This is a genomic window from Flavobacterium quisquiliarum (assembly GCF_019308285.1).
GTDB lineage: Bacteria > Bacteroidota > Bacteroidia > Flavobacteriales > Flavobacteriaceae > Flavobacterium > Flavobacterium quisquiliarum.
Genome location: NZ_WWEM01000013.1, coordinates 136,707 through 151,480 on the forward strand (window position 1 = coordinate 136,707; position 14,774 = coordinate 151,480).

Here is a 14,774-nt window from a genome sequence, read left to right on the forward strand (position 1 = left end):
AAATTCTACTTTCTCTATCTAATTAGTATTTTGAACTAAATAAAACTTAAGATAAAGTACCAAATTGCAAGAGTTACGAAAGAAATCGGGATTCCAAAACCAATCATCATACTGCTTAATTTTGGCTTTAAGCCATAAGTCGAAGCTAAAATTGCACCTGTGATCATGGGAGCCATTGCCGTTTCCATTAAAGTGATTTTTATAGCTTCCGAACGCTGATTAAAAATAAAAACATAGAGCACAAAAATCACAAATGGAACTAAAATCAGCTTGAAGAAAAGTCCCAGTCTTAAGAATTTCCAATGCTGGCTTTTCCGATCAAAAGTTAATTGTAAACCAACTGAAAGCAATGCTAACGGCGTTACTAAACTTCCAATTTTAAGTAAAATATCCTGAATATTTTCATGTAAATCATAATTTAAAACATTGAAAATACAAGCTAAAACAAACATCAAAAATGGAGGAAACGTGATGATCTTCTTGAAAATTCCCAAAAAGTTTGGACTTCCTTTAGAATAAAAAGCTGCTGTAAAAACACCAAGCGTAGAAACCACCACAAAAGTTCCAGGCTGATCTACTAAAACTGCTGTTTCTAATCCTTTTTTTCCAAACAAAGCTTCAATGATTGGATAACCCAAAAAGGAACTATTACTTAATCCGGCAGTCAAAATCAGACAGCCAATCAATTTATTTGACCAGCCTTTTCTTCTTCCTAAAATATGAAAAAATAGAAAAGCTAAAATATAAGTAATCCAGCCCGCTCCTATTGGAAACAGTAATTCATTACTCCATTTAATCTTAGGAATATGATAAAGTGTAATTGCTGGAAGGCAGAAATAAATAACAATTTTATTTAATGTCTTATAGATATGAGTCGGAAATTGTTTTACTCTCTGTAAAACTAAACCGAGTGCAAGAAATAAAAATATTAGAAGAAAGTTGTTCATTAATTAGTCCTTAGTAATTAGTCCTTAGTAAATAGTAATGTATTTTCAGTAATAAATTTTTCAGGATCTAAGATCAATACTCACAATCCTTCTGCTAAAATTCTCAATCACACTAATAGTATTTTACTAATTTACAAGCAAAAGTAATAATTACTAAGCATTAAAAGCTAAAAGACTAATCACTAAGGACTAACTACTAAAGACTATTCACTAATCACTAAAAAAAAGTTAAATTAGTATTTTGTGTTACAAAAAAGCATAAATTTGTAACATATTTTATTACAGTATGATTTCAGGTAAATTTGCCATAACGATTCACATTCTTACTTTGCTCCATAAATTCCCTAATGATTTTTTATCATCGGAATTTATTGCAGGAAGTATTAATCTAAATCCTGTTTTGGTTCGAAAAGAAATTGCCAATTTAAAAGCACATCATATCGTAGAAAGTAAAGAAGGAAAAAATGGCGGTACAAAATTGGCAGTCAACGCTGCTGAACTGACTTTAAAACAAATATTCGAAATGACCTTTGAAAGCATTGGTTTAGGTTTTGCAAAGAATCAGCCAAATCCTGATTGTCCCGTTGGAAAAAACATTAATCAGCATTTGGAAGCTTTATACAGCGAAATGAATCAAAAAGTCAGTGCACAACTGGAAGGAATTTCATTAGAAGATTTTTCGAATCAATTTTAAAACTATTTTTTTAGCCAAAACTGTAACATTTTTTATTACTAAATAAATTTATATATTATGAAAATCGCACTTATTGGAGCTACTGGATTTGTTGGCTCAGCAATTTTAAACGAATTAGCAGACAGAAAACATGAAATTACTGCTATTGCAAGAACTCCAAAAGACACAGCAAACGCTACTTGGGTAGCAGCAGATATTTTTAACGTTGACGCCTTGACAGAAATCTTAAAAGGTCATGATGCTGTTGTTAACGCTTACAACCCGGGATGGACAAACCCAAACATTTACGATGACTTTTTAGCTGGTTCAAAAGCAATTCAGGAAGCGGTTAAAAAATCAGGCGTAAAACGTTTTATCACTATTGGCGGGGCAGGAAGTTTATTTGTAGCTCCAGATTTACAAGCGGTTGATACTCCAGATTTCCCTAAAGAAATTTATCCTGGTGCAAACGCTGCAAGACATTATTTAAATATCATTAAAGAAGAAAAAGATCTGGATTGGGCATTTTTCAGTCCAGCATTTGAAATGCATGCTGGAACTAAAACTGGAAGAACTGGAAAATACCGTCTAGGTTTAGAAAATCCTGTTTTCAATGAGGAGCAAAGAAGTATTTTATCTGTTGAAGATTTAGCGGTTGTTATTGCTGATGAAGTAGAAACTCCAAAACATCATCAGGTTCGCTTTACGGCGGGTTACTAATTTTTTTTTTAGCCACGAATTCACGAATTATTTTTTAATAGAATTCTATATTTCATTTTGACGAAAGTAAAAATTACACGAATAATTATTTAATCAAAATTATCAATCGTTGACGAGCTACTTTTGTGTCATTCGGCTTCGATTAGATTAACAAAAAATGCAACAATAATTCGTGAATTCGTGGCAAATAAATTTATGCAGTTTCAAAGGAAGTTTTGTCTTTTGAAACTGTTTTTGTTTTCAGTACTTTTACATTTCTAAAAAGTGCATTTTGTCAAATTTGAATAAACAAGCTGGAAACATCTCTGAAAAACCTGGGATTTCATCTCCCGAAATCACCAATATATCGGCTATTAATCAAATTAAAAACAAACGTAGACAACAGCCTTCTTCTGAAGAATTAATCAAAGGTATTCTGGAAGGAAACAGAACTTCTTTAAGCCGAGCGATCACTCTAATTGAAAGTACAAATCCAGATCATTTTGAAAAAGCCAGTGCTGTCGTTCAAGGCTGTTTACAACATGCCAATAAGTCCATTCGTATTGGAATTACAGGCGTTCCCGGCGTTGGAAAAAGTACTTTTATTGAAGCTTTTGGAAAACATCTCACACAGTTAGGAAAAAAAGTAGCCGTTTTAGCGGTTGATCCAAGTAGTTCTCTTTCGCATGGAAGTATTTTGGGCGATAAAACCCGAATGGAAGAATTGGTAAAAGACGAAAATGCTTTTATTAGACCAAGTGCTTCTGGAGATACTTTAGGTGGTGTTGCACGCAAAACAAGAGAAACCATTATTCTTTGCGAAGCAGCAGGTTTTGATACTATTATTATTGAAACCGTTGGTGTCGGCCAAAGTGAAACCGCTGTTCACAGTATGGTTGATTTTTTTCTTTTATTAAAAATCTCTGGTGCCGGCGACGAACTTCAAGGTATCAAACGTGGCATTATGGAAATGGCAGATGCTATTGTCATCAACAAAGCAGACGGAGACAATATTAAGAAAGCCAATCAAGCGAAAGTGGAGTTTAATCGAGCTTTGCATTTATTTCCTCCCAAAAAATCAAACTGGGAGCCAAAAGTAACAACTTGCAGTTCTGTCACAAAAGAAGGTATTTCTGAAATCTGGAATACTATTTCTGATTATTTTGAAATGACTAAAGAAACGGGGTTCTTTCAAGAAAAAAGAAACGAACAGAATCATTTCTGGATGATGGAAACCATCAACGAGCAATTGAAACAAAATTTCTACAATCAGCCTGAAATTATTTCACTTTTAGAAAAAAATAAAAAAGCAGTGCAAAATAATGAAATTTCATCTTTTGCAGCTGCTCAGGATTTGTTACAACTGTACTTTAAAAAACAGTAACTTTATTTAAACCATATAAGTAACATAAGAAAATTTAAGTTTTAGCTCATGCTGTTTAAATGAACTTACATTACTTATATCGTGGGAAATTATTTCTTTCGCAGTTTATATTTGCTCTCTTTATACAAATTCCCAGCTGTAATGACATGCGCCAAAGCATCTTTTGCTAATTCTTCATTTAATTTCACAGGAATTAAAGTCGTATCGTTTTTGATTTCAAACTGCAGTGGTTTCAAATTAGGTTGCATAATTACGACCTGATTTTCAACTCTAAAAGCATTGATATCATTAAACTGCATGATTGCTCTACCCTGCACTTTTGGATCTAATTTGCTCAAATTTCTACCAACCATTGGGGTTTCGAAAGGAAGTCCTAAATAACTTAATAAAGTCGGCGGAATATCAATCTGACTTGACAATCTATCATATACCGCATTTTTTGGAACTCCTGGTCCCATTATAAATGCTGGAATATGAAATTTATTTATTGGCACTAAATTCTTTCCGTATGTTCTGGTATTGTGATCCGCAATTACGATGAAAATAGTGTTTTTAAAATAAGCTTCTTTTTTTGCCAATTCGAAGAATTTACCAATAGAAAAATCGGCATATTTCATCGCATTATTTACTGTTGCAGGCTTTTTATCATAAGGTTTGATTCTTCCTGCTGGATATTCAAACGGTTCATGATTTGAAGTTGAGAACATCAGAGAGAAAAATGGTTTATCTCCTTTTGACTTGAAATATTGATTGGCTTTGGTTACCAAATCTTCATCAGAATAACCCCAAGTTCCTTTGAAAGCATATTTATTCCCATCAGAATCAAAATCTTCTTGATCTACAATATCGCTGAAACCATTTCCATTAAAAAATGAAGCCATATTATCAAAATTCGCCATTCCGCCGTAAATAAAACTGGTCTCGTAACCTTTTTGTTTTAACGCTTCCGCTAAAGTAAAAAAGCCTTGCTGCGAGTTTCCAAGTTTTACAACACTTTCTGATGGTGAAGGTAAAAATCCAGTTACAACTGCTTCAATTCCGCGGACGCTTCTTGTTCCCGTACAGTATAAATTGGTAAATAAAGTTCCTTCTTTAGATAATTTATCAAATTCAGGAGTTAATGGTTTTCCTCCTAAAATCCCAACATACTCTGCACCTAAACTCTCTTGGAGAAAAATAACCAAATTATAAGGTTTATTCCTAATAGAATCTGGTTGCTGCACATGCAAAAATGGAATTGTTGCATCTGTAAAATCATTTGGACCAGCAATCATGTATTTTTTTACACGAGCGATTGCTTCGGCTTCATCCATTTTACCATACATTTTGGTGTTCCCTTCGTTTTTAATCGAATAAGCAGCAAAAGCAACGGTATAAAACGAATTTAAACCAAGAGTATTCGTCAGTTGATCTGTAGAGAAAACAGCATTACTAGCATTAATTGGACGTTTGGAAGTCAAACTCGAACGTGCTCCAAAAAACAATAAAAAAGCCAGCAATGGAAAAATCATCAATTTAAACTTATAATCTGCACTTGCTGTATAAAAAAACTTTTTCCCTTTTTTGAAAGCAAAATAAAGCACCAATCCCAAAATAAGAAATGTCACAATTATTGAAGTCAGATAACTTTTTAAAAGCATGCCAACAACTTCTTTTGGATAGATCAGATAATCTAAGAAAATCTTATTGGGACGTGTATCGTATTGTTTTACAAAATCTGGCGAAGCTAATTCTACAAACAGAATTAAAAACAGGAATAAAAAACTGTAGGTTACAAGAAACCTATTCGTGAATTTCAGCCATTTATTGGGTAAAAAAGTGATTAGTAACGCAGGAAGAAACGATAAATAACACAATAATATCAAATCCATTCGAAGTCCGATTGGAAAAATATACCAGAAATCGGGTGTCTGTTCTACTCTTTCTTTAAAAATAAAAAATAAAAATATTCGACTTAGCGTTGTAATCAGTAAACCGATTAAAATAAAATTGAAAATCGGTTTTAAAAAACTTAATTTTTTCATTGGAAATAAAATAAGAACGTAAAAAATAAACTTAAAAGTAAAGACGCAAAAGAGGCATCTTTTACTCTTCGTAACGATTTACTTCGCGATCATAAAACTCATTCGCTTTCTCAATTAAACTTTCCATTTCGGCATTTAATTCTGCTTCATCAAGATCTTCAGGTTCTTCTAAAAACTCAACCTCATCGTCTTTCAAATTGATAATAAATCTTGGATAATCAAGATGAATGATAAAGATATCATCTGGAAAATCAGTATTGTCTCCAAGTAAAAATTTAGGTAATTCCATATTTATTTTTTTTATTAATGGTTATTTTTATTTTTTGCCACAGATTAAAAAGATTTCTTTATCAAAAGTGACTTATTTTAGATCCAAATTTAGTTATTTGAAACCGAATTTGTAATTAATTTCTTAGTCAGATAATTAAAGCGTAAATACAACATCACAGCCGCAGCGGTTAGACCTGCTAAAAGTCCAATCCAAACTCCTTGCGCTTTCAATTCGGTATGTTCCCCCAAATAATAAGAAATCGGAAAACCAATTACCCAATACGCCACAAACGTAATATACATTGGAATTTTAACATCCTGTAATCCTCTTAGCGCTCCTAAAACTACAACCTGAATTCCGTCGGAAATCTGAAAAACAGCCGCTATCAGTAATAATTTCGAAGCAATTGCAATTACCTCTGTATTATCCGTAAGCTGAATTGTGTTTTCCATATTCAAGAAAATATGAGGCAAAACAGTATGAAAAGCAATGAAAACCAAAGCAAAGAAAACTTCTAAAACAATAGCCAGCAGGAAAATAGATCTCGCTACAACAAGTAGTTTTTTATAATCCATCAAGCCTCTTTGATTACTCACACGAATCATCGAAGTTACGCTTAATCCCATTGCAAACATAAAAGTAAGCGAAGCCAAACTCAGTGCAATTTGATTTGCCGCCTGACTTGTTTTTCCAATATTCCCGCAAAGCCAGATCGAAGCTGTAAACAAAACCACTTCAAACAACATTTGCATGGCTGATGGAAAACCAATGCTGATAATTTTCTTTATAGTTGCTTTTTTAATTTCATTAAAACTAAACCCTTTGAAAAAACGCTTTAAATCTTCTCTTCGCGAAAGCATAATATGCATAAACATGACCAAAAAGATTCTTGAAATCACGGTACCCAATGCTGCACCAATAATTCCCATTTTAGGAAAAAACCAAATTCCATAGATCAAAACATAATTGATTCCAACGTGCAATACATTGGCCATTACCATGGCATACATCGAATATTTCGTTAATGACATTCCGTCTGCAAATTGTTTATAGCCTTGATACATTACTAATGGGATCAATGAAAAAGCCACCCAGCCTAAATATGGTTTTGCCAAAACAATAACATCTTCCGGCTGTTTTAGCAATTCCATTATGGGTTTTGCGCACATTATGACACTAAAAAGTATCAAACCAAGAATTGTACAAAGAAACAAACCGTGATGAAATGCAGAACGAATTTTAATATCGTTTTTCTCTGCATCGCCTTCAGCAACAATTGGAGTAATAGCCGTTGAAAATCCAATTCCCAGAGACATTGCAATAAAAATCATACTATTACCAAGAGAAACCGCAGCCAGTTCTGTACTCCCAATTTTTCCCACCATAATATTATCGACAATACCAATTAAGGTATGCCCGACCATTCCTAAAATAACAGGGTAAGCCAGTCTTAAATTATACGAAAACTCTTGGGTGTACTGCTTTAAATTCACTTGTAATCAATTTTAGTCGGCAAAGATAATCAGAAGCTTCGAATTCTATCCTATTAATAATATTATATACCAATTTTAAGCAAAAAATAAGACGAACTCAATATTATATAAAGATTTTTAAAAATTGTATAACAAACTCGAAATACCTCCGTTTTACTTTTACATTATTAATAATTCAAATATATAAGCCATGAAAAAATTACAGATTATTTGCCTAGCTGCTTTTGCTTTTTTATTCTCCAACAACACTTTCGCTCAAGAAACAGAAGCAACAAATTACGATCAGGGATTTAGATTAGGATTCGGTTTAAATGGAGGATTACCGACCGATGGCGATTACGACTGGGCTCTTGGCGGAGACGTTCGTTTACAATACGATCTTTCTAAAAAAGCCTCTTTAACCTTAACTACAGGTTTTACAAACTTATTTATGGGAAAAGATGATTTGGGAAATAACATAAAAGATGTTGGATTTATTCCTGCTAAAGCAGGTTTTAAAGCTTTTGTTTTAAAAGATCAGTTTTATGTTTTAGGAGAATTAGGTGCTGGTTTTGCTGTAACAAATGGTTACGATAAAACGACATTTTTATGGGCTCCAGGAATTGGATACGCTAACAAATATATTGATTTGAGCGTTCGTTACGAAGATTATAAAGATTTTAGAACCAATCAAGTAGCACTGCGTGTTGCTTATGGTTTTAAACTATAAAAAATAGGTTTAATTTATTATTTTGTTTTTGGTAAAAATCCGACAGTCTGCATAACTGTCGGATTTTTTTATTTTATAAAGTTTAGTTTTCAAAACAAAATTAAACCCGACTGATTTTAGAAACCTGTCGGGTTATAAGAATTATCAAATTAACTCATTTTCTAATTAAACTCAACTTATTTTTCACCGAGTTCTTTTTTATACAGCTCAATATTCAGTTTTGTTTTTTCGTCTAGTTCAGGTTCTTTAATATCAGTGTGTTTTTTCATTTCTTCCCAGATAATTTTAGCCACAATGTAACGTGACATTTCTTTGTCATCTGCAGGAACAATGTACCATGGAGCATGTTTAGTAGAAGTCTTATTAATCGCCTCTTCGTAATACTCCATATATTCATCCCAATAACCTCGTTCTTTCAAATCTCCAGGCGAGAATTTCCAGTTGTGCTTTTCTTCTTCCAAACGTCTCAGTAAACGCTGGCGTTGTTCTTCTTTACTCAAATGCAAGAAAAACTTCATCACAATTGTTCCGTTTTGAGCAATATGTTTTTCAAAATTATTGATCTGTTTAATTCTATCTTCCCAAAAATCCTCTGTAATATCATCTACTGAATTAATATCCGGTAAATTCTCAGACAAAATATATTCAGGATGCACTCGTGTTACCAAAACATTCTCGTAATGTGTTCTGTTAAAAATCGCAAACTTTCCTTTTTCTGGCAAAGAAATATAATGGCGCCATAAATAATCATGCTCCAACTCACTTGAATTTGGTGTTTTAAAACTATGCACCACTACTCCACGTGGATTAAACTCTTTAAAAACTTCCCGAATCAAACTATCTTTTCCCGAAGTGTCCATTCCCTGAAGACAGATTAAAACAGCGTATTTATTATGCGCATACATCACATCCTGTAATTCACTTAATTTCGCCTGAACCTTATCGAGTTTTTCTTCTTTTTCATCATCATCTGCATCTACTTTTAATAAAGTTGGAAGTTTACTTAACTTGATTTTATCTGTAACTCTAAAATCTTTCGGGTCTATTGATTTCATATTTCGCATTTTTAATTATCATAAATATACTACTTTTACATAGCATAATCCTGCTATTCATTGCAATACTTTTCAATAAATTGCTTTTTTCCAAAGCCATAACAAGAGCTTATCCCGATGCATCGGGAGTCGCTTTGTTCTGTCAGGAAAAAATGCCATTTCTTTTCAAAGTATTTCTCCCGAAGCTTCGGGACTATCAGGGCTAGGCAGTCATTTTCAAAAGAACTTTTACCTGTAATTTTTAGAATTTATATTTAAAGAATGAAAAAGAAAATTATAATAATTCTACTTTTATTAGGATTTCAAGGCTTCTCTCAAAACGAAATTGATTCACTTGAAGATCAAATTTATGTTGAGAGTTTTGGAAAATGTTTCTCACAGTTAAAGCCACTTCCTGAAGTTAAAAATAGAGCCAAATTAAACAAAATACCATTTTGCAGTTTATATCAGTGCGTTCGTTATGTACAGTATGTAGAATACGAAGAGAAAATCCAAAATGCGATTTTAAAAAGAGCAGTTGAAATTGCTACATTACTTTATAAAAACGAAACTCCAATATATTTAATAAGCGGAATGAATAGTTCAGATAAAGCATTGATAAAGAACATTAATTTAAAAGATGACAATAAATTAGTGTATATAAGTGTTGCAGAATGCATTTCATCTAGTACCTTGGACAGAATTCAAGAAGTTGTAAATAATGAAACTACAAGACTTATAAAATCTAAAAAATAAAAAATTAACTCTTTTCATGGAAAAATTCACCTTAGAAATATTATTTCAAATTATCGGAATCGGTTCGGCATCAGGATTATTTTTTAACAACGATGCACTTTATGTAATTGGCGACAACAGCGGATTCTTATACGAATACAATATGCAGAATCAGCAATTAAATCAGCACGCTTTAATTGATAATCCGACGCAGAATATTCCAAAAAACTTAAAACCTGATTTTGAATCCTTAACAAATCATAATGACACATTGTATGTTTTTGGTTCTGGTTCCACCGAAAACAGAAATAAAATGATTGAGTTTGATTTGAAGTCTAAAACTGTTTTGCAGCAAAACAATCTAGTCGATTTATATGCTTTAATGCAAAGTTTCGGCGAAATAAAACCCGAAGATTTCAATTTAGAAGGCGCTATTTTCGATGGAGAAAACTGGTATTTATTCAATCGAGGAAATGGTATTTCAAATAAAAACACGATTTTTACGATTCACGCCAAAAAGCTGGATGAAGAATTTGCTTTAATTGCTGTTAATTATAAACTTCCAAAAATAAAAGGCATTCGTTCCAGTTTTACTGATGCCATTTTGGTTGAAGATAAAATCTATTTTCTTTCTACTGTAGAAGACACGAAATCAACTTACGATGATGGTGAAATTCTGGGAAGTTTCATTGGCCGAATCGATGCTAAAACCATGAAAATCGATTTTACTCAAAAAATTACTTCAACCAATAAATTTGAAGGTTTGACTTTCTATAAAAAAGAAAACAATAAAATCGAGTTTTTACTTTGCGAAGATAACGACACGGAACTTTTAGAAACTAAAATTTATAAATTGACATTGCCGATTAAATAAAACTTAGTGAACCTTTGTGAAAAAATTATTCGCAAAGATTTTCGCAGAGAAACATAAAACTTGCGATTACAATATAACGTAGAGACGCACTGCCGTGCGTCTCTACAATAGAAAACCTTTGTAACTTTGTTTCTTTGCAACTTTGAACCTTTAAAAAAAACTTTTTTTTAACCCGTCCCAACCTTTTTATCTTTTTATCTCTCTATATAAGAAAGACAACAATTGTGATAAACGAAACTCAAATAACAAATTGTAAAAAGATGCACCGCGATGCCCAACGTCAAGTGTACGAATACATGGCGCCAAAGTTGTACCGCCTTTGTAAAAGATATTTAAAAAAGGAAGAAGAAATTGAAGAAGCTCTGGCCGATTCTTTCTTTACCATTTTCACCAAACTGGATCAGTTAAAAGAAGCTTATGCATTTGAAGCCTGGGCAAGACGCATAACTGTAAACCATTGTTTGGCGACGATTCGTAAAGAAACCAACTTCAACATGTATTTAGACGATGTGAAACTGCTTTCGCAGCCTTCTGTCGACGAACTGAATACATTAGAGGAAGAAGATTTACTTAATTTATTAAACCACATTCCGGACGGCTGTAAAACTGTGTTCAACCTTTTTGTAATTGAAGGTTATGCTCACAAAGAAATAGCCGAAATGCTGAAGATCTCCGAAGGCACCTCGAAATCACAATTGAATGCCGCTAAGACCAAACTGAAAGAACTGGTTAATAAACTGTATTATCAAAAAGCAAAATAGTCATGGACAATCAAGATAAATTATTCGATAAAATAAAACAAGCTTCGCAAAATGCCGAGTTTAAAGACTTTCCGGGAATGGAAAAAGTCTGGTCGCGTGTTGAAGATAAACTGGACAAAAAAGAAGATAAAAAGACAATTGTATTGTGGAAAAAAATTGCTGTTGCGGCTTCTCTTCTTTTATTAATCTCTTTGGGTTCACAATTTTTACATACAAGTAAAGAGGACGTAAACGAAACCCCAAAAGTTGTAGTTAACGAAAAAGAAAACATTGAAACTCCAGCAGCAGAGAATAATGAAACAGTTGTTTCTTCAGATACACCATTAGTTCCAAAAGAAGAAGCTGTTGAAATTTTAGACAAACAGATCAAACAGCAGGAAAAAGTAGCTGTACATGAAATACAATCTACTCCAAAAGCAATTGCCCCTCCTCCTATTGTGACCGAAAGAGCTAATTATGATGCTATAATGTCGGCATCGCCAATACGTGCAGCAGAATCAACAGAAGACGACAACAGTATTAATTCTGAAAAAGAAGTCACTTATCAAATGGGATATTCAAGCAATCCTAAAAGAGAATCTGCGAAAGTTGCTTTTGCTGAAAAAAATGCGCCTAAAACCAAAAAAAGCAACCCTTTGGTAGTGCTAAACGGAACTGCAATGGCTCATAGCGATGATGCCAAAAAAGACAAAATGATCCAAAGGGAAATTCCAAATCTAAATCCTGAAAATGTAGATTCACTGGTAGTTTTGGATGAACCATTGTACATCATTGACGGAATTTATTATTCTGAAAATGATTTGTTTGGCAATAACCCAACGAGTCCGTATGCGCCTTTAGACAAACAAGACATTAAAACCATAACCATTTTGCAAGACCTTGAAGCTACCGAGAAATATGGCGAAAAAGGTAAAAAAGGAGTTGTTATCATTACTACAAAAACAGGAAAACCAACTCTGAAAAAATAATACGCTGCTTTGTCAAAGTCTGCAGCTTTGACAAAGCAAAATCCGAATATTAATTCTTAAAAATTATTATCATGAAAAGTTTAAAACTTATTTCATCAGCCATTGCTATGCTTATATGTTTCGTAACCATGGCACAAGAAAGAACAATTACTGGAACTGTTACAGATGAATCTAATTCACCGCTTCCTGGTGTTCAGATAACGATTAAAGGCACTAAAAAAAACAGCCTGACAGATTATGAAGGAAACTATTCTATTCAAGCTAAAAAAGGAGATGCTTTAGTCTTTAGTTTTATAGGAATGGATTCTCAAACTATTTACGTTAAAAATTCAAATACAATAAACGCTACATTAAAAGAAAATTCTAATCAACTTAGTGAAGTTGTTGTTACAGGTTATCACGCTGTTAAAAAACAAATGATAACCGGTTCGGTAGCAATGGTTCGAAGTACAGGTTCAGGTGTACAAGTTCAAAATGGTGTTGGTTATCTTGCCAGTCCAAGTCCAACTATTGCTATTCGCGGAACCGCCACTGTTTCTCCAAAAAACGAACCTTTATACATTATTGACGGACTTCCTGCAAAAGCCAATCAAATGGCAAAAATTAATCCGAATGATATTGATAATGTTTCGGTTTTAAAAGATCAGTCGGCAACCTCGATTTATGGCAGCAAAGCTTCAAATGGAGTTGTTGTTATTTCTACTAAAAACAACCTTTATAAAAACCTTTCAGAAAAAGAATTAGATCAAAAATTAAACATTCTGCCAATTCCAGCCGAACCAACTCAGGAAGATTATGATGCTTTTGTAGAAAATGCTTTTGAAAATCCAAAAACAGCACCGCTTTCTACTTTTTCTATCGATGTTGATAATGCTTCTTATACGAATATCAGACGCTTTTTAAACAATGGCCAGCAAGTTCCAAAAGATGCCGTTCGTGTAGAAGAAATGGTTAATTTTTTCAAATACACTTACCCACAGCCAAAAAATGAACATCCGTTTTCGATTAATACAGAACTGAGCGATTCGCCTTGGAATTCAAATAATAAAATCCTAAAAATTGGTTTACAAGGAAAAAACATTCCTACTGATGATTTACCAGCCTCAAATCTTGTTTTTCTGATTGATGTTTCGGGTTCTATGAGTGATTTAAACAAACTGCCATTATTGAAACAATCTTTTAAAATATTGGTAAACGAATTACGTCCAAAAGACAAAGTGGCAATTGTAGTTTATGCCGGCGCAGCAGGAATGGTTTTACCTCCAACTTCTGGAGAAGAAAAGAAAACAATCATTGACGCTTTAGACAAATTAGAATCTGGAGGAAGCACGGCGGGAGGAGCAGGAATTGAACTGGCTTACAAAACAGCAACGGAAAATTTCATTAAAGGTGGCAACAATCGTGTAATTCTGGCAACTGACGGAGATTTTAACGTAGGAAGTTCTTCCAACTCAGATATGGAAAAATTAATTGAAGAAAAAAGAAAAACGGGTGTTTTCCTGACTTGTTTAGGTTATGGAATGGGGAATTACAAAGACAGCAAAATGGAAATCCTTGCCGATAAAGGAAATGGAAATTACGCGTACATCGACAACATTCAGGAAGCGAATCGTTTTTTAGGAAAAGAATTTAAAGGTTCAATGTTTGCTATCGCGAAAGATGTAAAAATCCAGATTGAATTCAACCCCAAACAAGTGCAATCGTATCGTTTGATTGGTTATGAAAATAGAAAACTGCGTCCAGAAGATTTTAAAAATGATGCCATTGATGCTGGAGAATTAGGAAGTAATCATACCGTAACGGCTTTGTATGAAATTATCCCTGCTGGTGTAAAAAGCGATTATTTAACAGCACAAACAGATGATTTAAAATACACTAAAACGGAAACCAATTCTAGTAATTACAGCAATGAATTGGCAACAGTAAAATTCCGTTACAAAAAACCTGATGGCGAAAAAAGCATCGAAATGGTTCAGGTAATCGAGAATAAATCAATTGCTTTGAATAAGGCGAGTGATGATATGAAATTTAGTACTGCGGTAGCTTGGTTCGGATTGAAATTAAGAGATTCAAAATTAATTGCTGACAAATCATCAGAAGAAATTGCAAAACTGGCAAAACAAGGAAATTCAAATGATGGCGAAGGTTACAAAGCGGAGTTTATTCGTTTGGTGGAAGGTGCAAAACAATTTAATTAATTAC

14 protein-coding genes are annotated in these 14,774 nt (G+C 33.2%); 9 read left to right on the plus strand and 5 right to left on the minus strand.

Annotation, left to right across the window (positions count from 1 at the left end; all coding sequences use genetic code 11):
- Positions 1–35 precede the first annotated feature (35 nt).
- Positions 36–947 carry an AEC family transporter gene (locus tag GSY47_RS05615; RefSeq protein ID WP_179002365.1) on the minus strand — a complete coding sequence of 304 codons (912 nt, stop codon included), beginning with the start codon at positions 945–947 and terminating at the stop codon, positions 36–38.
- Between the two features lie 286 nt (positions 948–1,233).
- Between GSY47_RS05615 and GSY47_RS05620 the strand changes: the two genes are divergently transcribed.
- From GSY47_RS05620 to meaB, 3 genes are all read left to right on the plus strand, one after another.
- Positions 1,234–1,641, plus strand: a complete 408-nt coding sequence (locus tag GSY47_RS05620) for an RrF2 family transcriptional regulator (RefSeq protein WP_109194644.1) — start codon at positions 1,234–1,236, stop codon at positions 1,639–1,641.
- A gap of 57 nt (positions 1,642–1,698) precedes the next feature.
- A complete protein-coding gene (locus GSY47_RS05625; RefSeq protein ID WP_179002366.1) occupies positions 1,699–2,340 on the plus strand; it encodes an NAD(P)-dependent oxidoreductase in 642 nt (213 codons plus the stop codon).
- Positions 2,341–2,611: 271 nt separating this feature from the next.
- Positions 2,612–3,703 (plus strand): methylmalonyl Co-A mutase-associated GTPase MeaB, encoded by a 1,092-nt coding sequence (gene meaB / locus GSY47_RS05630; RefSeq protein WP_179002367.1) that lies wholly within the window; start codon positions 2,612–2,614, stop codon positions 3,701–3,703.
- Positions 3,704–3,792: 89 nt separating this feature from the next.
- Here the strand turns inward: meaB and GSY47_RS05635 are convergent, their stop codons facing one another.
- The 3 genes from GSY47_RS05635 to GSY47_RS05645 form a co-directional block, all read right to left on the minus strand.
- Positions 3,793–5,727, minus strand: coding sequence for an LTA synthase family protein (locus GSY47_RS05635; RefSeq protein ID WP_179002368.1), 1,935 nt, complete (start codon positions 5,725–5,727; stop codon positions 3,793–3,795).
- Positions 5,728–5,788: 61 nt separating this feature from the next.
- Positions 5,789–6,016, minus strand: a complete 228-nt coding sequence (locus tag GSY47_RS05640; RefSeq protein WP_179002369.1) for a hypothetical protein — start codon at positions 6,014–6,016, stop codon at positions 5,789–5,791.
- Positions 6,017–6,105: 89 nt separating this feature from the next.
- The gene (locus GSY47_RS05645) at positions 6,106–7,491 is read right to left on the minus strand and encodes an MATE family efflux transporter (protein ID WP_179002370.1); all 1,386 of its coding nucleotides are present in this window, start codon (positions 7,489–7,491) and stop codon (positions 6,106–6,108) included.
- A 190-nt stretch (positions 7,492–7,681) separates the two neighbouring features.
- Here GSY47_RS05645 and GSY47_RS05650 point away from each other — a divergent pair, with 190 nt between their 5' ends.
- The gene (locus GSY47_RS05650; protein WP_179002371.1) at positions 7,682–8,200 is read left to right on the plus strand and encodes a hypothetical protein; all 519 of its coding nucleotides are present in this window, start codon (positions 7,682–7,684) and stop codon (positions 8,198–8,200) included.
- A gap of 176 nt (positions 8,201–8,376) precedes the next feature.
- Here the strand turns inward: GSY47_RS05650 and GSY47_RS05655 are convergent, their stop codons facing one another.
- A complete protein-coding gene (locus tag GSY47_RS05655) occupies positions 8,377–9,255 on the minus strand; it encodes a PPK2 family polyphosphate kinase (protein WP_179002372.1) in 879 nt (292 codons plus the stop codon).
- Positions 9,256–9,516: 261 nt separating this feature from the next.
- Between GSY47_RS05655 and GSY47_RS05660 the strand changes: the two genes are divergently transcribed.
- The 5 genes from GSY47_RS05660 to GSY47_RS05680 all read left to right on the plus strand — a co-directional run bounded on the left by GSY47_RS05660 (position 9,517) and on the right by GSY47_RS05680 (position 14,770).
- Positions 9,517–9,990 carry a hypothetical protein gene (locus tag GSY47_RS05660; RefSeq protein ID WP_179002373.1) on the plus strand — a complete coding sequence of 158 codons (474 nt, stop codon included), beginning with the start codon at positions 9,517–9,519 and terminating at the stop codon, positions 9,988–9,990.
- Positions 9,991–10,006: 16 nt separating this feature from the next.
- Complete coding sequence (locus GSY47_RS05665) at positions 10,007–10,843, plus strand: DUF6929 family protein (RefSeq protein WP_179002374.1); 837 nt, start codon at positions 10,007–10,009, stop codon at positions 10,841–10,843.
- 260 nt (positions 10,844–11,103) lie between these two features.
- A complete protein-coding gene (locus GSY47_RS05670; RefSeq protein WP_179002375.1) occupies positions 11,104–11,604 on the plus strand; it encodes an RNA polymerase sigma factor in 501 nt (166 codons plus the stop codon).
- A gap of 2 nt (positions 11,605–11,606) precedes the next feature.
- The gene (locus tag GSY47_RS05675; RefSeq protein WP_179002376.1) at positions 11,607–12,572 is read left to right on the plus strand and encodes a hypothetical protein; all 966 of its coding nucleotides are present in this window, start codon (positions 11,607–11,609) and stop codon (positions 12,570–12,572) included.
- Between the two features lie 71 nt (positions 12,573–12,643).
- Positions 12,644–14,770 carry a vWA domain-containing protein gene (locus GSY47_RS05680; protein WP_219071139.1) on the plus strand — a complete coding sequence of 709 codons (2,127 nt, stop codon included), beginning with the start codon at positions 12,644–12,646 and terminating at the stop codon, positions 14,768–14,770.
- The last annotated feature ends 4 nt before the right edge of the window (positions 14,771–14,774 follow it).

Coding starts and splice junctions, on each gene's coding strand:
- GSY47_RS05620 (WP_109194644.1), top strand. CDS start 1,234: ATGATTTCAGGTAAATTTGCCATAACGATTCACATTCTTACTTTGCTC.
- GSY47_RS05660 (WP_179002373.1), top strand. CDS start 9,517: ATGAAAAAGAAAATTATAATAATTCTACTTTTATTAGGATTTCAAGGC.
- GSY47_RS05640 (WP_179002369.1), bottom strand. CDS start 6,016: ATGGAATTACCTAAATTTTTACTTGGAGACAATACTGATTTTCCAGAT.
- GSY47_RS05615 (WP_179002365.1), bottom strand. CDS start 947: ATGAACAACTTTCTTCTAATATTTTTATTTCTTGCACTCGGTTTAGTT.
- GSY47_RS05655 (WP_179002372.1), bottom strand. CDS start 9,255: ATGAAATCAATAGACCCGAAAGATTTTAGAGTTACAGATAAAATCAAG.
- GSY47_RS05665 (WP_179002374.1), top strand. CDS start 10,007: ATGGAAAAATTCACCTTAGAAATATTATTTCAAATTATCGGAATCGGT.
- GSY47_RS05680 (WP_219071139.1), top strand. CDS start 12,644: ATGAAAAGTTTAAAACTTATTTCATCAGCCATTGCTATGCTTATATGT.
- GSY47_RS05635 (WP_179002368.1), bottom strand. CDS start 5,727: ATGAAAAAATTAAGTTTTTTAAAACCGATTTTCAATTTTATTTTAATC.
- GSY47_RS05670 (WP_179002375.1), top strand. CDS start 11,104: ATGCACCGCGATGCCCAACGTCAAGTGTACGAATACATGGCGCCAAAG.
- GSY47_RS05675 (WP_179002376.1), top strand. CDS start 11,607: ATGGACAATCAAGATAAATTATTCGATAAAATAAAACAAGCTTCGCAA.
- GSY47_RS05625 (WP_179002366.1), top strand. CDS start 1,699: ATGAAAATCGCACTTATTGGAGCTACTGGATTTGTTGGCTCAGCAATT.
- GSY47_RS05650 (WP_179002371.1), top strand. CDS start 7,682: ATGAAAAAATTACAGATTATTTGCCTAGCTGCTTTTGCTTTTTTATTC.